18 protein-coding genes and 2 pseudogenes are annotated in these 17,789 nt (G+C 69.9%); 8 read left to right on the forward strand and 12 right to left on the reverse strand.

The window, feature by feature from the left end:
• Window positions 1-306: 306 nt before the first annotated feature.
• The 3 genes and pseudogenes from ACIQM3_RS21075 to ACIQM3_RS21085 all read right to left on the reverse strand — a co-directional run.
• Window positions 307-635 (reverse strand): annotated as a pseudogene (locus tag ACIQM3_RS21075) (DNA-3-methyladenine glycosylase); the annotation flags it as partial.
• Window positions 636-834: 199 nt separating this feature from the next.
• Window positions 835-1,437 (reverse strand): DNA-3-methyladenine glycosylase, encoded by a 603-nt coding sequence (locus ACIQM3_RS21080; protein ID WP_401626524.1) that lies wholly within the window; start codon window positions 1,435-1,437, stop codon window positions 835-837.
• The gene (locus tag ACIQM3_RS21085; RefSeq protein WP_401626527.1) at window positions 1,434-1,616 is read right to left on the reverse strand and encodes a 3-methyladenine DNA glycosylase; all 183 of its coding nucleotides are present in this window, start codon (window positions 1,614-1,616) and stop codon (window positions 1,434-1,436) included. The genes ACIQM3_RS21080 and ACIQM3_RS21085 overlap by 4 nt, the downstream gene beginning before the upstream one ends.
• Before the next feature lie 85 nt (window positions 1,617-1,701).
• On the opposite strand from ACIQM3_RS21085, the gene ACIQM3_RS21090 reads away from it, so the two are divergent.
• The 3 genes from ACIQM3_RS21090 (at window position 1,702) to ACIQM3_RS21100 (ending at window position 3,722) form a co-directional block, all read left to right on the forward strand.
• A complete protein-coding gene (locus tag ACIQM3_RS21090) occupies window positions 1,702-2,484 on the forward strand; it encodes a sporulation protein (RefSeq protein ID WP_401626530.1) in 783 nt (260 codons plus the stop codon).
• A gap of 56 nt (window positions 2,485-2,540) precedes the next feature.
• Complete coding sequence (locus tag ACIQM3_RS21095) at window positions 2,541-3,074, forward strand: YbhB/YbcL family Raf kinase inhibitor-like protein (protein WP_401626533.1); 534 nt, start codon at window positions 2,541-2,543, stop codon at window positions 3,072-3,074.
• Window positions 3,075-3,215: 141 nt separating this feature from the next.
• Window positions 3,216-3,722, forward strand: coding sequence for an HNH endonuclease (locus ACIQM3_RS21100; protein ID WP_104790099.1), 507 nt, complete (start codon window positions 3,216-3,218; stop codon window positions 3,720-3,722).
• Between the two features lie 69 nt (window positions 3,723-3,791).
• On the opposite strand, the gene ACIQM3_RS21105 is transcribed toward ACIQM3_RS21100, so the two are convergent.
• The 4 genes from ACIQM3_RS21105 to ACIQM3_RS21120 form a co-directional block, all read right to left on the reverse strand.
• On the reverse strand, window positions 3,792-4,559 hold the full coding sequence (locus ACIQM3_RS21105) for a sulfite exporter TauE/SafE family protein (RefSeq protein ID WP_401626536.1): 768 nt from the start codon (window positions 4,557-4,559) through the stop codon (window positions 3,792-3,794).
• Between the two features lie 84 nt (window positions 4,560-4,643).
• The gene (locus ACIQM3_RS21110) at window positions 4,644-5,573 is read right to left on the reverse strand and encodes an SPFH domain-containing protein (protein ID WP_104790097.1); all 930 of its coding nucleotides are present in this window, start codon (window positions 5,571-5,573) and stop codon (window positions 4,644-4,646) included.
• Window positions 5,574-5,701: 128 nt separating this feature from the next.
• Entirely contained in the window at window positions 5,702-6,130 is a 429-nt protein-coding gene (locus ACIQM3_RS21115) for an NfeD family protein (RefSeq protein ID WP_401626539.1), read from the reverse strand.
• A gap of 65 nt (window positions 6,131-6,195) precedes the next feature.
• A complete protein-coding gene (locus ACIQM3_RS21120) occupies window positions 6,196-6,996 on the reverse strand; it encodes an ABC transporter ATP-binding protein (protein WP_401626542.1) in 801 nt (266 codons plus the stop codon).
• Between the two features lie 120 nt (window positions 6,997-7,116).
• Between ACIQM3_RS21120 and ACIQM3_RS21125 the strand changes: the two genes are divergently transcribed.
• Window positions 7,117-7,896 carry a hypothetical protein gene (locus ACIQM3_RS21125; protein ID WP_401626545.1) on the forward strand — a complete coding sequence of 260 codons (780 nt, stop codon included), beginning with the start codon at window positions 7,117-7,119 and terminating at the stop codon, window positions 7,894-7,896.
• 77 nt (window positions 7,897-7,973) lie between these two features.
• Here the strand turns inward: ACIQM3_RS21125 and ACIQM3_RS21130 are convergent.
• The 3 genes and pseudogenes from ACIQM3_RS21130 to ACIQM3_RS21140 all read right to left on the reverse strand — a co-directional run.
• A pseudogene (locus ACIQM3_RS21130) lies at window positions 7,974-8,057 on the reverse strand (chaplin family protein); the annotation flags it as partial.
• A gap of 70 nt (window positions 8,058-8,127) precedes the next feature.
• Complete coding sequence (locus tag ACIQM3_RS21135; RefSeq protein ID WP_099175983.1) at window positions 8,128-8,772, reverse strand: response regulator transcription factor; 645 nt, start codon at window positions 8,770-8,772, stop codon at window positions 8,128-8,130.
• Complete coding sequence (locus tag ACIQM3_RS21140) at window positions 8,765-9,910, reverse strand: GAF domain-containing sensor histidine kinase (RefSeq protein WP_401626548.1); 1,146 nt, start codon at window positions 9,908-9,910, stop codon at window positions 8,765-8,767. Before ACIQM3_RS21140 ends, ACIQM3_RS21135 begins: the two co-directional genes overlap by 8 nt.
• A gap of 182 nt (window positions 9,911-10,092) precedes the next feature.
• Between ACIQM3_RS21140 and ACIQM3_RS21145 the strand changes: the two genes are divergently transcribed.
• The 3 genes from ACIQM3_RS21145 (at window position 10,093) to ACIQM3_RS21155 (ending at window position 12,909) form a co-directional block, all read left to right on the forward strand.
• The gene (locus tag ACIQM3_RS21145) at window positions 10,093-10,806 is read left to right on the forward strand and encodes an SDR family NAD(P)-dependent oxidoreductase (protein ID WP_401627421.1); all 714 of its coding nucleotides are present in this window, start codon (window positions 10,093-10,095) and stop codon (window positions 10,804-10,806) included.
• Complete coding sequence (locus ACIQM3_RS21150; protein ID WP_401626551.1) at window positions 10,803-11,855, forward strand: S-adenosylmethionine:tRNA ribosyltransferase-isomerase; 1,053 nt, start codon at window positions 10,803-10,805, stop codon at window positions 11,853-11,855. Before ACIQM3_RS21145 ends, ACIQM3_RS21150 begins: the two co-directional genes overlap by 4 nt.
• A 307-nt stretch (window positions 11,856-12,162) precedes the next feature.
• A complete protein-coding gene (locus tag ACIQM3_RS21155; protein WP_401626554.1) occupies window positions 12,163-12,909 on the forward strand; it encodes a transglycosylase SLT domain-containing protein in 747 nt (248 codons plus the stop codon).
• A gap of 138 nt (window positions 12,910-13,047) precedes the next feature.
• Here the strand turns inward: ACIQM3_RS21155 and ACIQM3_RS21160 are convergent, their stop codons facing one another.
• Window positions 13,048-15,645, reverse strand: coding sequence for an FHA domain-containing protein (locus ACIQM3_RS21160; protein ID WP_401626556.1), 2,598 nt, complete (start codon window positions 15,643-15,645; stop codon window positions 13,048-13,050).
• 278 nt (window positions 15,646-15,923) lie between these two features.
• Between ACIQM3_RS21160 and serB the strand changes: the two genes are divergently transcribed.
• A complete protein-coding gene (gene serB, locus ACIQM3_RS21165; RefSeq protein WP_401626558.1) occupies window positions 15,924-17,180 on the forward strand; it encodes a phosphoserine phosphatase SerB in 1,257 nt (418 codons plus the stop codon).
• A gap of 62 nt (window positions 17,181-17,242) precedes the next feature.
• On the opposite strand, the gene ACIQM3_RS21170 is transcribed toward serB, so the two are convergent.
• Window positions 17,243-17,761, reverse strand: coding sequence for a SixA phosphatase family protein (locus ACIQM3_RS21170; protein WP_401626560.1), 519 nt, complete (start codon window positions 17,759-17,761; stop codon window positions 17,243-17,245).
• Window positions 17,762-17,789: the final 28 nt, after the last annotated feature.

Raw genomic sequence — 17,789 nt, forward strand, 5'->3', positions numbered from 1 at the left:
TTCCGACTCTATCAGACTCTTTCGTGTCCGATTCCCGGCCGAAGCGGGTTCCTGCTCAATCGCTTTCCAGTTCTTCGCTTTCGCGTTTCCCTTTCGGCGTGGTCACTACATTAGCCGATTTCCTCGGTGACTCATAATCGAGTCGTCGGGCGAATTTCGGCATGCCGAAATTGCACCCGCCAGGGGTGAATCGTAGGTAGTGGTTGGCCCTCTCACGATGCTTCGACCCGGCCCGATGGACCGTGCCAAGAACAACTGCATCCGTTCAAGCGGCTCGGACTACATTAGGGAAACAGCAGGGGCGAGTCAAGTTGCCCTGCGGCGCGGCACGTGGGCGCGGGACGGCTGACCATGGGGTCGCCGTCGGTCCAGAAGCGCCACGACCGGTGAGGGCTGTCTCCGCCCACATCCGTGCGAGGACCGTTCCGCACCTGGTCGGGGGGCGGCGGGGAACCTTGCAGGACGGGCAGAGTGAGCCGCCGGCCCGCCACCACATCGACGCCGTTCCATGCGCGGTCGACGTCGAGGGCGGTGGCCGGACGCGCCGGGCCTTTGGCCAGTTCTCTGTCGTGCCGGGCCGAGAATCGACGTTTGCGGGCCGTCTCCGACCCCGTGCCGATCTCGCCGGCCTCGATGTGCTGGTGCTCCACACCACCGCACATTCGCCACAGCGCACCCAGCTCCACAGGCAGCCCGAACCCGAGGTGCCACCTCAGCTGGGAGTCGTCGGCTGTCTCCTCGTCCGTCGCGTGCGGCAGGAAGGAGGCGTACGAGAGGAGGGGAGCGTGCTCGGCAAGCCAGCCGGTCAAGGACTGCCACGCCGCCGCGACCCGCTCAATTCGGCTTGGCTCTCGGGCTCAGTCGGTACGCCGAGACCGTCGGATCACCGGCGAGGTAGAACCGGTGTTGCCAGTCGTGGGCCTTGCTCACGCCTACCCGAGGACCAACCTGGATCAGCGCGGCAGGTACGGGCTCACCCTCGGACAACACGACCGAGGTGCCTTTCAGGAGGTCTGCGCCGTCGTGCTCCGCCGTGATGCCGAGTGCCTGGCAGAAGTTCCCCGGACCTCGGGCAAGGCGTGGGCTCTCTACCTTCTCCCCTCGCCGCTCGCGGGCCAGGTCTTCCCCCTCGATGACCCTGCCTGCCCGGATGAGGACTGCCGAGGCGATGCCGTCCGTCCCGGTGGCGACGTTCGCGCACCAGTGGAGGCCGTGGGACCTGTAGACGTAAAGGTGTCCTGCGGGTCCGAACATGACGGCGTTACGGGGTGTCCGACCTCGGTAGGCATGGGAAGCCGGGTCAGCCGTCCCGGAGTACGCCTCGGTCTCCGTGATGGCGATGCTCACGGTTCCCTCGGGGGTCTTGCAGGTGAGGACGGTCCCGAGCAGCTTGGGCGCGACCTCTTCGGCAGGATGGGCGAGCAGGTCGACGTTCATGCCGACCGCCTGGGCATGCCGTAGGTCCAGTAGACGTACGAGTGACCCGGTGGCCCGGACATCACACTGCTGTCCGTGCTCCGGACGAGGATGCGGCCCTGGAGATCCGGTGCCACCCCCAGGACCGGCCTGTCGAAGAATTCCCGCGTGAGCGGCGTACGGTCCATGCCCTTGTTCATGGCGTCCGAGGGTACTGGGGTCGCGACGACGGGAACCGGCTACGGTCATGGCGCGTATGTAGGGGACAGGACCTAGGAGGAAAACATGGGCTTCAAGCGGCTGCTCGCGAGCATGGGTGCCGGCGGTGCTTCGGTCGAGACCGAACTCACCGAAATCAATGTCGTCCCTGGCGGGGTGGTCCAGGGCGAGGTGCGGATCCAGGGCGGGTCCGTGGACCAGCAGATCGAGGGGCTCTCGGTCGGTCTGCAGGCGCGGGTCGAGGTCGAGGGCGGCGACCAGGAGACCAAGCAGGACATCGAGTTCGCCAAGCTGCGCCTCGGTGGCGCCTTCGCGGTGCAGGCGAGCGCCGTGCACGTCGTGCCGTTCGGGCTGGAGATCCCCTGGGAGACGCCGATCACCATGTTCGCCGGGCAGCAGCTGCACGGCATGAACATCGGGGTGACCACGGAGCTGGAGATCGCGCGCGCACTGGACTCGGGCGACCTGGACCCGGTCAACGTGCACCCGCTGCCCGCGCAGCAGACGATCCTGGACGCCTTCGGGCAGCTGGGCTTCGGCTTCCGCAGCGCCGACATGGAGCGCGGTCACATCCGCGGCACGCGCCAGCGTCTGCCGTTCTACCAGGAGATCGAGTTCGTTCCCCCGCAGCAGTACCGGGGGCTGAACCAGGTGGAGCTGACCTTCGTCGCGGACGACCGCGAGATGGACGTCATCCTGGAGATGGACAAGAAGCCGGGGCTGTTCAGCGAGGGCAGCGACTCCTACCGTGCCTTCAAGGTGGGTCTCAACGACTTCCAGGGCACCGACTGGGCCGCGTATCTCAACCAGTGGCTCGCGCAAGTCGGCGGCCAGCGCAACTGGCTCTGACGCACCCTCTAGGGTCGGGTGGGAAGAACGCACAGCCGATCAGGAGAGGTGCTGACGTGACCGAGCCGAAGAGGGCGCCGCTGCCACACGACTTCCATCCCGAGGTCCCCTCGTTCACCGTGGTGAGCGAGGACCTCGCGCCGGGAGCCGTACTCGCGGACGCCCAGGTGTTCGCGGCGGGGAACACCTCGCCGCAGCTGCGGTGGGAGGGCTTTCCCGCGGAGACGAAGAGCTTCGCCGTGACGTGCTTCGACCCTGACGCCCCGACGGGCAGCGGGTTCTGGCACTGGGTGCTCTTCGACATCCCCGCTTCCGTGACGGAGCTCCCGGCCGGTGCCGGAAGCGGGGCGTTCAAGGGGCTGCCCGAGGGCGCCGTCCAGGTCCGCAACGACTACGGGGCGAAGGAGTTCGGCGGTGCCGCGCCCCCTGCCGGTGAGAACCACCGCTACGTCTTCACCGTGTACGCGGTGGACACCGAGAAGCTCGGGCCCGACAGCGACGCCTCGCCCGCCGTGGTCGGCTTCAACCTGCGGTTCCACACACTGGGCCGTGCCCAGCTGATCGGGGAGTACGCCGCCCCCGAAAGCTGAAGGTTCGCCTGCTGTTTGCCCTGCCCTGGTCTTGGAGAGATCAGGGCAGGGCACTTTTTATTGCGTTGTCCATCACGGCTCGCCCGGACAGAGTTGATCCGGGCCCGCCGACAGACGGGCGGCACACGGGAGGTGGGCAGGATGCGGGACACACTTGTACTCAACGCGAGCTTCGAGCCACTGTCGACGGTGACGCTCAACCGTGCGGTGGTCCTGATCCTGCAGGACAAGGCCGTCGTCGAGCAGTCGCATCCCGGGCTCCGTATGCGGGGTGCCGCCGTGGACATTCCGGTACCCCGGGTGATCAGGCTCTGCCGGTACGTACGGGTGCCGTTCCGAAGACACGCGCCGTGGTCCAGAAGGGGTGTCCTCATACGGGACCAACACCGGTGCGCGTACTGCGGGCGGCGGGCGAGCACCGTGGACCACGTGGTCCCGCGGGCCCAGGGCGGCCAGGACACCTGGCTGAACACCGTGGCCTCGTGCGCGGAGGACAACCACCGCAAGGCGGCTCGGACGCCGGAGCAGGCGGGCATGCCGCTGCTGCGGGAGCCGTTCGTGCCTTCGCCGGCGGACGCGATGCTGCTCGCGCTGGGTGCCGGTGGCCGGTCGGCGCTGCCGGAGTGGCTGGCACACTCCGCGGCGTAGGCGCCGCGTCTCCCCCACATGAACATGTGCGGAGCCCGTCCCTCGTACCGGAGGGACGGGCTCCGCCCGTCAGCGCAGCAGCAACTGGACGATGGCCGCGGTACCGACGACGACGATCAGGGCGCGCAGGAATCCCGGGCTGAGCCGGCGGCCCACCCTGGCACCTATCTGGCCGCCGATCGCCGAGCCGACCGCGATGAGCACGACGGCCGTCCAGTCGAAGTGTGCGACGAAGAGGAAGAAGAGCGCGGCGACACTGTTGACGACGGCGGCGAGGACGTTCTTGACGGCGTTGAGGCGCTGCATCGTGTCGTCGAGCAGCATGCCCATCAGGGAGAGGTAGATGATGCCCTGGGCCGCCGTGAAGTAGCCGCCGTAGACGCTGGCGAGCATGATCCCGGTGAACAGCAGGGGGCCGCCGTCGAGGCGGGCGGGGGTGCCGGTGCGGTCGCGGCGGCGCTGTACCGCTCTGCTGATGCGGGGCTGCAGGATGACCAGCACCAGCGCGAGGGTGACGAGGACGGGGACGATCGTCTCGAACGCGGTGGAGGGCAGGGCGAGCAGGAGGGTGGCCCCGGAGAGTCCGCCGATCAGCGCCCCGGCGCTCAGCTTCAGTATGCGGCGGCGTTGGCCGACGAGTTCCTCGCGGTAGCCGATGGCGCCGCTGATGGAGCCGGGGATCAGGCCGAGTGCGTTGGACACGGTCGCGGTGACCGGGGGCAGTCCGGTGGCGAGCAGGACGGGGAACGTGATCAGCGTTCCCGAGCCGACGATGGTGTTGATCGTGCCCGCGCCGATCCCGGCCGCGAAGACCGCGAGCATTTCCCAGATGGACAAAGCCATCTCCTTCGATGGTCAGTGACGCCTCCCCGCCATGAAGGTCGAGGGGCCTCACTGATCATGCACGAAGGTGTTTCGGGGTCATTCGACCGGGGGCTGCTCCCGGCGTTCCGTGCCGGTGTTGAAGCCGGGGGCGCCGCCGCCGAGGTTGCCGAACGCACCGCTGAGGCCCTTGAGGGCGTCGCCGATCTCGCTGGGCACGATCCAGAGCTTGTTGGCGTCGCCCTCGGCGATCTTGGGGAGCATCTGGAGGTACTGGTACGACAGGAGCTTCTGGTCCGGGTCTCCGGCATGGATGGACTCGAAGACCGTACGGATGGCCTGGGCCTCGCCCTCGGCGCGCAGGGCGGACGCCTTGGCCTCACCTTCGGCGCGCAGGATCGCGGACTGCTTCTCGCCCTCCGCGGTGAGGATCGCGGACTGCCTGATGCCCTCGGCGGTGAGGATGGCGGCGCGCTTGTCACGGTCGGCGCGCATCTGCTTCTCCATCGAGTCCTGGATGGAGGTGGGCGGTTCGATGGCCTTGAGCTCGACGCGGTTGACGCGGATGCCCCACTTGCCGGTGGCTTCGTCGAGGACTCCGCGCAGCGCGGCGTTGATCTCCTCGCGGGAGGTCAGGGTCCGCTCGAGGTCCATGCCGCCGATGATGTTGCGGAGCGTGGTGACGGTGAGCTGCTCGATCGCCTGGATGTAGCTTGCGACTTCGTACGTCGCGGCGCGGGCGTCGGTCACCTGGTAGTAGATGACGGTGTCGATGTTGACGACGAGGTTGTCCTGGGTGATCACCGGCTGGGGCGGAAAGGGGACGACCTGTTCGCGGAGGTCGATCCTGTTGCGGATCGAGTCGATGAACGGGACGACGATGTTCAGCCCGGCGTTGAGCGTGCGGGTGTAGCGGCCGAAGCGCTCCACGATGGCGGCACTGGCCTGCGGGATGACCTGGATCGTCTTGATCAGGGCGATGAAGACGAGCACCACCAGAATGATCAGGACGATGATGATCGGTTGCATCGTGTGCCTCGTGCCCTTCGGTTGCCGACGGATCGCGGTGATCGAGGTCGAGCGGTCAAGACGGTTTCGTTCTCATGATGATCGACTTCGAGTCTGGCAGACTGCGGCCTGCCGTGCGACCGGTTCGCTCACATGACGACGGCCGTTGCACCGTCGATGTCCACGACGTCCACCTGTCGGCCGGGTTCGAAGATCTGGTCGCCGTCGAGGGAGCGTGCGGACCAGACCTCGCCGGCGAGCTTGATGCGCCCGCCGCTGCCGTCCACCCGTTCCAGGACGACGGCCTGACGGCCTTTCAGGGCGTCGATGCCGGTGGCCTCGCCGGGCCTGGACGCCCGGTGTCTGGCCGCGATCGGGCGGACGACCGCGATCAGGGCGACCGACACCACGGCGAACACCAGGACTTGGGCGACGATGCCGCCACCGAGGGCCGCCACGACGGCCGCGGCCACCGCTCCGACGGCGAACATCCCGAATTCGGGCATCGCGGTCAGGACGAGGGGGATGCCCAGTCCCACCGCGCCGATCAGCCACCACACCCACGCGTCGATGTCCACATGGTCATCGTAGGACCGCGAGTGCCTTCCCCGACAGGGCGCAGAGGAGGTTGGCTGTGGTGCGACTACTGACCGAGGGGCAGTCCGTGTGCGGTGTAGCGGTCGCCGCGGTGCTCGACGACGAGTGGCAGGCCGAAGCAGAGGGAGAGGTTCCGGGAGCTGAGCTCGGTCTCCATGGGTCCGGCGGCGAGCACCTTGCCCTGACGGATCATCAGGACATGGGTGAAGCCGGGCGCGATCTCCTCGACATGGTGGGTGACCATGACCATGGAGGGGGCGTACGGGTCACGGGCCAGCCTGCCGAGCCGGCGGACCAGGTCCTCGCGCCCGCCGAGGTCGAGCCCGGCGGCGGGCTCGTCGAGGAGGAGCAGCTCGGGGTCGGTCATCATGGCGCGGGCGATGAGGGTGCGCTTGCGCTCTCCCTCGGAGAGCGTGCCGAACTTGCGGTCGAGGAACTCGGTCATGCCGAGGCGGTCGAGGAAGGCGCGGGCGCGCTCCTCGTCGACGGCTTCGTAGTTCTCGTGCCAGGTGGCGGTCATGCCGTACGCGGCCGTGAGCACCGTCTGCAGCACGGTCTGCCGCTTGGGGAGCTTTTCGGCCATGGCCATGCCGGCGACGCCGATGCGGGGGCGGAGCTCGAAGACGTCGGTGCCGACCCCGCCGAGCCGCTCCCCGAGGATCTTGGCCGTGCCGGTGCTGGGGAAGAGGTAGCTGGAGGCGATGTTGAGGAGGGTGGTCTTGCCGGCGCCGTTCGGTCCGAGGATGACCCAGCGCTCCCCCTCCTTGACCGACCAGGAGACGTCGTCCACCAGAGCGCGTCCGTCGCGGACCACGGATACGTCCACCAGCTCCAGTACATCGCTCATGGCGCGTTGTCTCCCCATACAGTGTCGAGATCGTCGCGTGCCTGTGGGCACAGCTCCCAGGGAAAACCTACGCCACCCGAGGAGTGCTCAGGCCCTGGGGCCGTTCCCTAGGCTGTTCCCATGCTTTCGGAACCACGCTCAGGGCGGCTTGCCGCATGGGGAAACGCGCTTTTGGCCGGACTTGTGTCACCGGACGACGCGGCGCTCGCGATCGTCGGCGAGGATGCGGTGCACCGCATCGAGGGACTGCCGGGTGAGGCGGGGCCCGTCGGGCTCACGCTGGCGCTCGGCCGGCTGAGGGGGCTCGGTGCGACCGGTTTCCGGGTCGCGCTGCCGGTGCCCGGTCATCCGCTGGGGCTCAGCGGGCCGCCGGACTTCAACGCCCGTGCGCTGGAGGCGGAGGAGGCGGTGGTCACGTCCGGGGCGCCGTACGGCCTGGTGCCGGAGGTGAGTGAGGTGGGGCCCGCCGGGGATCTGCACGTCGAGGTGGTGTGGCGCTGCCTGCCGGTCCGGGAGGCGCCGCCCGCCGATGTGCCGTCGCTGAGCGAGGCGGAGCGGGAGCTCGCCGAGGCGCTGCGGGATGCGACGGCGGTGCTGTCGCGACTGGATGTCGCCGGGTCCGGCCCGGTCGCGGAGGCCGCCGTGGACGCCTACCGGGCGCGGGCGGAGCGGGGGCGGGAGGTGCTGGCTCCGGGCTATCCGCCCCGTGCGGTGCGGGTGCTGGAGCTGGCCCAGCGCGTGGGGCTGCTGGTGGCCGTGGCCCATGAGAACGGACACGGCGGAGCGGTGAGTGCTTCCGAGATCGCGGCCCGGGGCGAGGCGCTGCGACCGGTGGAGCGGGTGGCCCGGCGGGCGCAGGTCGCGGCCTACAACGCGTACGTGGAGGAGCGGGGGCGGTAGCGGGCCGGGCAGGCGCCGGGCCCCGGCTGCCGGGCGGGCTCGGGTGAGCGCGCCCGGCGGCGGGTGCGAGGCGTCGGTCAGCCGTTCAGGCCGAAGTTGCCGAAGGGCGGGTTGAGCAGGCCCACCACGTCGACCGTGTTGCCGACCACGTTCACCGGGATTCACCGCGACCTGCACGAGGTTGTCCTACGAACCGGCCCTGGGAACGTGTCCGGCGTACGGGCGCCCGCGTCAGCCTGCCGCTCCGTGCCGGACCGCCCACAGCGCGGCCTGGGTCCTGTCCGACAGGTCGAGCTTCATCAGGATGTTCGAGACGTGCGTCTTGACGGTCTTCTCCGACAGGACAAGCGCGCGGGCGATCTCCCGGTTGGAGCGACCGTCGGCGATCAGTCCGAGCACCTCCCGCTCCCGCTCGGTCAGGGTGCTCCCCCGCCCCGTGCCGTTCCCGGTGTCGTCCTGGGCCAGCAGCGCGCCGGCGACCTCCGGCTGGAGCAGGACATGGCCGGCGTGCACCGAGCGGATGGCCCCGGCCAGGGCGTCCGGGTCGACGTCCTTGTACACGTAACCGGATGCGCCCGCCCGCAGGGCGGGAACCACCGTGCGCTGCTCGGTGAAGCTGGTGACGATCAGCACCTTGGCGGGGTTCTCCAGCTCCCTGAGCCTGCGGAGCGCCTCGATGCCGTCCGTACCCGGCATCTTGATGTCCATCAGGACCACGTCGGGCCGCAGCTCCTCGGTCCTGGCGACGCCCTCGGCCCCGTCCGACGCCTCCCCCACGACCTCTATGTCGTCCTGGATCTCGAGGAACGTACGCAGACCCCGGCGGACCACCTGGTGGTCGTCGACCAGGAGCACCTTGATGATCTTGTCAGCCACAGGGGACCTCCATCTGGACCGTGGTGCCCTTGCCGGGCTCCGAAGCGACGGTGAGGCGGCCGCCGACGCCGCCGGCCCGGTGCCGCATGGAGACGAGCCCCAGATGACGCCCCGCGCGCCGGACGGCGTGGGTGTCGAAGCCGCGGCCGTCGTCGGTGATCCGCAGCACCGTGGACGAGGTGTGCCGGCTGAGGGTGACGGTGACCTGCCCGGCGCCCGAGTGGCGCAGGGCGTTGTGCAGGGCCTCCTGGGCGACCCGGAGGAGCGCCTCCTCCTGGGCGGCGGGCAGGGCGCGCACCCCGGCGCTCTCGAAGGTGACCCGGGCGGTGTGGGCGCGGTCCATGACCTGGATCTGGGTACGGAGCGTGGCGACCAGGCCGTCCTCGTCCAGGGCGGCGGGGCGCAGCTCGACGACGGCCGCGCGCAGCTCGTCCACGGCCTCCCCGGCCAGGGTGGCGACCTGCTGGAGCTCGCCCTTGGCACGGACCGGGTCGCGGTCGACGAGGGCCGCGGCGGCCTGGGCGGTGAGCCGGAGCGAGAAGAGCTTCTGGCTGACCGCGTCGTGCAGCTCGTGCGCGAGCCGTGAGCGCTCCTCGGCGATGGTGAGCTCACGGCTGCGTTCGTAGAGCCGGGCGTTGGTGAGGGCGATCGCGGCGTGCTGGGCGAGGATCCCGAGGAGCTCCTCGTCCTCCTCGGTGAAGTTGCAGCCGGCCGTCGGGCCGGTGCAGCGCTTGTTGGCGAGGAAGAGTGCGCCGATCGTCTCGTCGCCGTCCTGGATGGGCAGGCCGAGGAAGTCGGACATGTCGGGGTGCGCGTCGGGCCACCCCTCGAAGCGGGGGTCCTCGCGGACATCGGCGAGCCGCTGGGGCTTCGCCTCGTGGAGCATCGCCGCGAGGATGCCGTGCTGGCGGGGCAGCGGTCCGATGGCCTTCCACTGTTCGTCGCTGACGCCGTCGACGACGAACTGGGCGAAGCCGCCGTGGTCGTCCGGCACGCCGAGGGCGGCGTACTCGGCGTCCAGCAGTTCGCGGGCCGAGGCGACGATCGTCTTGAGGACGTCTCTCATCTCCAGATGCCGGCTCATGGCGAGCAGCGCGGCGCTGACAGCGGCGAGGCCCGACGGTGGGCGATGACTCATGTGCTCACCGTACCGGCGGGCCCACCACCCCCGTATCGGGCTGTGGACCACCGTCGTACGGAGCTCCGGACCTAGTCCCAAGTGCCGTACGCCGCTGCGGCCGATGGACGAGGCGGCGGGCCTCGCCCCGTTCCTACGTTTGGTGGCGTCGGAACTCCACGAGGTTCGAGGGGATGGCTGTCATGCCGATCGCGATGATCACGGGCGGTTCGAAGGGGCTGGGGCGCGCGCTCGCCGCGGCTCTGGCGGGGAGGGGCTGGGATCTGGTGCTGGGCGCCAGGACGGAGGACGTGCTCCGGGCGACGGCCGCGGAGCTGGGCGGCCGGTACGGGACACGCGTGGTGGCCGTGGCCGGGGACGTCACGGATCCGGCGCACCGCGCGGCTCTGGTGGCCGCCGCCGGGGAGCTGGGCGGTCTCGACGTACTGGTGAGCAACGCGAGCGCGCTGGGTACCGAGCCGCTCGTGCGGTTGGAGGCGCTGCCGCCGGCGGGGCTGCGGCAGGCGCTGGAGACGAATGTGGTCGCGGCGCTCGGGCTCGTGCAGGAGGCGCTGCCGCTGCTGCGGGCCTCGGCGGCCGGGGCGGTGGTCACGGTGAGTTCGGACGCGGCCACCGAGCCGTACGGGACGTGGGGCGGTTACGGGGCGTCGAAGGCGGCGCTCGACCAGCTGGCCGCGGTGCTCGGCGAGGAGGAGCCGGGACTGCGGGTGTGGGCGGTGGACCCCGGGGACATGGGGACGGACCTCTATACGGCGGCGGTGCCGGACGACCCCGGGCCCCGGCCGCGTCCGGAGAGCGTGGCACCCGCCTTCGTACGGCTGCTGGAGCTGCGCCCCGCGAGTGGCAGGTACACGGCCTCCGCGCTGCTGGACTCGGACCGGCGGGCGGAGCGGTGACCGCCCTGGACTCCCTGCGGGTGCCTCCGGAGCTCTCGGCGCGGGTGCCGGCCGAGCAGCGGGGCGCGGGACGTGACGACGTACGGCTGCTGGTATCACGGGGCGGGGCGGTCACGCACCGGAGGTTCAGGGAGCTCCCCGGGGAGCTGCGGGCCGGGGACGTCCTGGTGGTCAATACGTCGATGACGCTGGCGGCCGCGGTCAACGGCCGCCTGGGGGGTGAGCGGGTCGTCGTGCACTTCTCGACCCGGGGTGAGGACGGCCGGTGGGCGGTGGAGCTGCGCCGGCCGGACGGTGACGGGACGACCCGGCCGCGTCCCGGCGGCCCGGCGGGAGCGGCGGTACGGCTCCCGGGCGGGGAGGCACTGGTCCTGGACGAGCCCCTCGGTCCGCGCGAGGGGGCCAGGCTCTGGTGGGCGCGGGTGCCGCGGGACGTGCCCGGCCTGCTGAGCCGGTACGGGCGCCCGATCCGGTACGCGTACACGGAACGGGACCAGCCGCTGTCGGCGTACCGGACGGTGTTCGCAGTGCCGTCGCCCGACGGGAGCGGCTCGGCGGAGATGCCGAGTGCGGCGCGGCCCTTCACCGCGGGCCTGGTGGCGGCACTGGTGAGCCGCGGGGTGCAGTTCGCGCCGCTGACGCTGCATACGGGCGTGGCCTCGGCCGAGGTGCACGAGCCGCCCTACCCGGAGCGTTTCGAGGTGCCGCACACCACGGCATGGCTGGTGAACGCGGCTCGGGCGGGCGGGGGCAGGGTGATCGCCGTGGGGACGACGGCGGTGCGGGCCCTGGAGTCCGCGGCGGGCGAGGACGCGGTGGTGCGGGCCTCGGCGGGGTGGACGGATCTGGTGGTGACGCCGCAGCGAGGGGTGCGGGTGGTGGACGGGCTGCTGACCGGGCTGCACGAGCCGGAGGCCTCCCACCTGCTGATGCTGGAGGCGGTCGCGGGGCAGGAGACGTTGCGGCGGGGGTACGCCCAGGCCCTGGAGCACCGGTATCTCTGGCACGAGTTCGGGGACGCCCACCTGTTGCTGCCCCCTGCCCGATAAGTCGCTTACGCTCCGCATTACTGGAGCAACTTTTCGTGAGCGCGAAGGGGTCCCCATGTGAGCCCAGGCATAGGACCCACGTCACTTACGAAGTCGGATAGTTGGCGTAAAACGGGCAAGTTGCCAGGGTTCAAACCGGACAAGGAGGTAGGAACAAGACCCCGTTCCACTACCCGGCTTCGTACGTCACACCTTTGCCACCCCATTTTGCTGGCGCTAAGAATTGCATCTGTCCCCGACGGAGATGCCTCGGCTCTTCCGTCTCGTCCTCGCCGAGGACCCCTGCAATTCGAAGAGGTACGACTGTATGTCCGTGTCCCGCATCTCCAGCCGTAGCCGTCGCCTGAACAAGGCGCAGAAGCTCTCCGTCGCGGGGGTCTCGACCCTGGCCGCCGCCGCTCTCGCCTTCTCGCTCGTCCCCGACGACGCTTCGGCCACGACCGAGCCGCAGGCCGCCGCGGCTGCCGCGCCGGTCGCCTACACCGGCTCGCAGGCCAAGAACATCCAGGCCGGCTCGATCGAGAAGAACTCGACGGCCGAGCAGCTGGTGAAGGCCGCCGACGCGGCCAAGGCCAAGGACGCCTCCGAGAAGAAGGAGGCCGCCGCCAAGGCGGAGGCGAAGGCCAAGGCCGTCGCCGAGGCCAAGAGCAAGGCCGCCGCGAAGGCCAAGGCCGACGCGAAGAAGCGTTCCGCCAAGAAGGCCAGCCGCGCGGCCGACCGCAAGCCGGTCTACGCCAACAACCTGGACGGCTGGATCCGTGAGGCTCTCGCCATCATGGACAAGAAGAACATCCCCGGTACGTACGAGGGCCTGCACCGCAACATCATCCGCGAGTCCAGCGGTAACCCGCGCGCCATCAACAACTGGGACATCAACGCGATCAACGGCATCCCCTCGAAGGGTCTGCTGCAGGTCATCAAGCCGACCTTCGACTTCTACCACGTCAAGGGCACCAAGCACGACCAGTACGACCCGGTCGCCAACATCACCGCGGCCGCCAACTACGCCGCGGACAAGTACGGCTCGATCGACAACGTCGACAGCGCGTACTGAGCCACGCACCGAGCATGACCTGGCAGAGCTGACCTGCCGGTCCGCAGCGTCGCGTGACCGGCCGGCACATGCCGAAGGGCGGCACCCCACGGGGTGCCGCCCTCGGGCGTTTGCGGGGCCGGTGCGGGCCCGGCGGCGTTACTTGCGCATCACCTCGGGCTCATGGCGGCGCAGCATCCGCGAGACCGCGACGAAGAGGACGGCGCTCATCACGAGCATCACCGTGATGTTGATCCCCCACTGGCCGGCCGAGTGCTCCCAGAGCGGGTCCAGGTCGGTCGGCTTCTTCGGGTCCCACGGCGGCATGAGGTGGGCGAGGTCGAGCGTCGTACCGGCCGCGGCCACCGCCCAGCGCGACGGCATCAGCCAGGCGAACTGCTCCAGGCCCGGCGATCCGTAGACCTGGAAGAGCACACCGGTGAAGACGACCTGGACGATGGCGAACATGACGAGCAGCGGCATGGTCTTCTCGGCGGTCTTCACCAGCGCGGAGATCATCAGGCCGAACATCATCGAGACGAACCCGAGCACGATGATCGACAGGCAGATCTCCACGGCGGGGGGCATGAACAGCCCCTCCTCCGGCAGCTGGCGGGTGGAGAAGCCGATCCCGCAGATGATCACGCCCTGGAAGGCGGTGATCACACCGAGGACGATCACCTTGGAGAGCAGGTAGGCGGAGCGGGAGAGCCCGGTGGCCCGCTCCCGCTCGTAGATCACCCGTTCCTTGATCAGTTCTCGTACGGAGTTGGCCGCGGCGGCGAAGCACATGCCGACCGCCAGGATCAGCATGATGGTCCCGGCCTTGCCGTTGAAGCGGGACGGCGGATCGGGCTCCGCCAGGCCGAACTCGGCGGGGATGACCACGCTGACGACACCGAGCACGGCCGGCAGGAGCACCATGAGGAGCAGGAACCCCTTGTCGGACGCGATCACCGAGATGTAGCGGCGCATCAGCGTCCACAGCTGGGCCGCCCAGCCCGACGGCTTCGGGGGGCGGATCTGCTGCGGCGGGGGCATGTGCACCGGCTGCGCGGCGACGGCGTCGATGTCCGCGGCGTACATCTGGTAGTGCTGCGAGCCGCGCCAGCGTCCCGCCCAGTCGTAGTCGCGGTAGTTCTCGAACGCGGAGAAGACGTCGGCCCAGCTGGTGTAGCCGAAGAAGTTCAGCGCCTCCTCGGGAGGGCCGAAGTAGGCGACGGACCCGCCGGGCGCCATCACGAGGAGCTTGTCGCAGATGGCCAGCTCGGCCACGGAGTGCGTGACCACGAGGACCGTACGGCCGTCGTCGGCGAGACCGCGCAGCAGCTGCATCACATCGCGGTCCATGCCCGGGTCGAGGCCGGAGGTCGGCTCGTCCAGGAAGATCAGTGACGGCTTGGTCAGCAGCTCCAGGGCGACCGACACGCGCTTGCGCTGGCCACCGGAGAGCGAGGTGATCTTCTTGTCCTTGTGGATGTCGAGCTTGAGCTCGGCGAGGACCTCGTGGATCCGGGCGGTGCGCTCGGCCTCGGTGGTGTCCGCGGGGAAGCGGAGCTTGGCCGCGTACCGCAGCGCCCTGGTGACCGTGAGTTCCTTGTGCAGGATGTCGTCCTGCGGGACCAGGCCGATGCGCTGCCTCAGCTCGGCGAACTGCTTGTACAGGTTCCGGTTGTCGTAGAGGACGTCACCCTGGTTGGCGGGCCGGTAGCCGGTGAGCGCCTTGAGCAGGGTGGACTTGCCGGAGCCCGACGGGCCGATGACGGCGATCAGCGACTTCTCCGGGACGCCGAACGAGACGTCCTTGAGGATGTCCTTGCCGCCGTCGACCGTGACCGTGAGATGGCGGGCCGAGAACGAGACCTCACCGGTGTCGACGAACTCTTCCAGCCGGTCCCCGACCAGCCGGAAGGTCGAGTGACCGACACCGACGATGTCGTTCGGGCCGATCAGCGCGGAGCCGGACTTGCTGAGCGGCTGACCGTTGACGTACGTGCCGTTGTGGGATCCGAGGTCGCGGATCTCGAAGCGGCCGTCGGGCGTCGCCCGGAATTCGGCGTGCAGTCGCGAGACCTGCAGGTCGGAGACGACCAGCTCGTTCTCCAACGCACGGCCGATGCGCATGACCCGGCCGAGGTCCAGCTGATGGAACGTGGTCGGGCTGCGGTCGCCGTAGACCGGCGGCGCTCCGGCGGCGCCACCGTGCCCGCCCGCGCCGGGCGGGTTGGCGTGCCCCTGCTGGTGCGGGACCGGGGGCTGCTGCATCTGCTGCTGCATCTGCGGTGCCTGCTGCCAGGCCGCCGGCTGCTGCGCCGGACCGCCGGGCCAGCCGGGGGCGCCCTGCTGGGGCTGGTGCTGGGGCTGCTGCGCCGGGGCCTGCTGTGCCTGCGCGGGGGGTACGGGCGCCTGCTGCTGCGCTCCCGCCGCCTGCCCGCCGTGGAGCCCGGCGCCCGCCGCGGCGGTGAGGCTCACGCGCGGGCCGTCGGTGGCGTTGCCCAGGTGGACCGACGTCCCCGGGGCGATCTCCATCTGCTGGATGCGCCGGCCCTGCACGTAGGTGCCGTTCGTGCTGCCGTGGTCCTCGATGGACCAGCTGCGGCCGTTCCAGCTGATCGTGGCATGCCGCCACGACACTCTGGCGTCGTCGATCATCAGGTCGCCCTGCGGATCACGTCCGAGGGTGTACGGCCTGGACGGATCGAGCGCCCAGGTCCTTCCATTCAATTCCAGTACGAGTTCCGGCACTCCGCGCCCCACTAGTTGTCCCCCGTGTCGCCCCCGTCGCAGGGAGCCTAGGGATGCTGAACATCGTGGGGAACTATTCCAGGAGCGGTCCCGTAACGGAAAGCCGGGCGGCGTGAAGAGCGCGCGGAGGCTCTCCGTCCTCTCCGGCGACTCGGGAGAAATGGGTCCGGAGCATCCCATCCGCGGCGCCCGTCCCCCGGACCGGCGTCCGCGCCGGGGCCGGCCACGGGCTGTCCGCCACTCGGGACGGCTTCGGAGCCCGACCCGCCGCCCTATACGGTGGGACCACCATGAGCGCATCTCAGCCACCTCGGTCACCCCGGTCTCCTGAGCCCCCCGAGCCCCCTCGGGACACGGACGCCCCCACTCTTCTCGTCAAGATCTTCGGGAAGGACCGGCCGGGTATCACGGCCGGACTTTTCGACACTCTTGCCGCCTACGCCGTCGACGTCGTGGACATCGAGCAGGTCGTCACCCGTGGCCGCATCGTCCTGTGCGCGCTGGTGACCTCGCCGACGCCCGACGGCACGACGGAGGGCGACCTCCGGGCGACCGTGCACAGCTGGGCGGAGTCGCTGAAGCTGCAGGCCGAGATCATCTCGGGCACGGGCGACAACCGTCCCCGCGGCTCCGGCCGTTCCCATGTGACCGTGCTGGGGCACCCGCTGACCGCGGAGTCCACCGCGTCGATAGCGGCCAGGATCACCTCCACCGGCGGCAACATCGACCGGATCTTCCGGCTGGCGAAGTACCCCGTCACCGCCGTCGAGTTCGCCGTGTCCGGCACCGGGACCGAGGCACTGCGGACCGCGCTGGCGACGGAGGCAGCCGACATCGGTGTCGACATCGCCGTCATGTCGGCCGGGCTGAGCCGCCGGGCGCAGCGGCTGGTCGTCATGGACGTGGACTCGACGCTCATCCAGGACGAGGTCATCGAGCTCTTCGCGGCCCACGCCGGCTGCGAGGCCGAGGTCGCCGCGGTGACCGAGCAGGCGATGCGCGGCGAGCTCGACTTCGAGCAGTCCCTGCACGCACGCGTGGCGCTGCTGGCCGGGCTCGACGTGTCGGTGGTGGAGAAGGTGCGGGCGGAGGTCCGGCTGACTCCCGGTGCCCGCACCCTGATCCGGACGCTGAAGCGGCTCGGCTATCAAGTGGGCGTCGTCTCGGGAGGGTTCACCCAGGTCACGGACGACCTCAAGGAGCGTCTCGGACTCGACTTCGCCTCCGCCAACACGCTGGAGGTCGTCGACGGCAAGCTCACCGGCCGGGTCGTGGGCGACATCGTGGACCGGGCGGGCAAGGCCCGGCTGCTGCGCAGCTTCGCGGAGCAGGCGGGGGTGCCGCTGGCGCAGACGGTGGCGATCGGTGACGGTGCCAACGATCTGGACATGCTGAACACCGCGGGACTGGGTGTCGCCTTCAACGCCAAGCCGGTCGTCCGTCAGGCCGCCCACACGGCGGTGAACGTCCCCTTCCTGGACACCGTGCTGTATCTGCTCGGGATCACCCGCGAAGAGGTCGAGACCGCGGACGGAATCGTGGACTGACCGCGCCCGGACAGCGGAAGGGGCCCCGGCACACTGTGCCGGGGCCCCTTCGCGCGTCGTGCTCAGTCGTTCGGCGTCCAGTATTCGACGAGCTTGCCCACTCCGTGTTCCAGGCTCTTCCACGAGCCGGGGAACTCGACGACGGCATAGGCGGCCGTCGGGAAGCCGTCCTTGGTCATGCGGGCGAGCGCATCGCCCTCGGCGCCGCCTGAGAGCGCGTCCGCGGCACCGTGCATGCCGGGATTGTGGCCGATGACCAGCAGGTTCCGTACGTCGTCGGGTGTCTCGGCGAACAGCGCGATCAATTCTCCGAGCGAGGCCTCGTACAGCCGCTCCTCGTACACGGTCCTGGGGCGCTGCTCGAATTCGTGGACCGCGAGCTTCCAGGTCTCGCGGGTCCTGGTGGCGGTCGAGCACAGAGCCAGGTCGAAGACGGTCCCTGAATGGGCCAGTCGGCGGCCGGCGACGGGGGCGTCCTTCCTGCCCCGGTCCGCCAGTGGCCGCTCATGGTCGGACTCCTGCGACCATTCCGCCTTTGCATGTCTGAGAAGGACGATCCTGCGAGGTGTATCGGCGCTCATACACCTCAGCTTCGCACGAATTGTGCCT

The sequence above is a fragment of the Streptomyces sp. NPDC091271 genome, assembly GCF_044757505.1.
Taxonomy (GTDB): Bacteria; Actinomycetota; Actinomycetes; order Streptomycetales; family Streptomycetaceae; genus Streptomyces.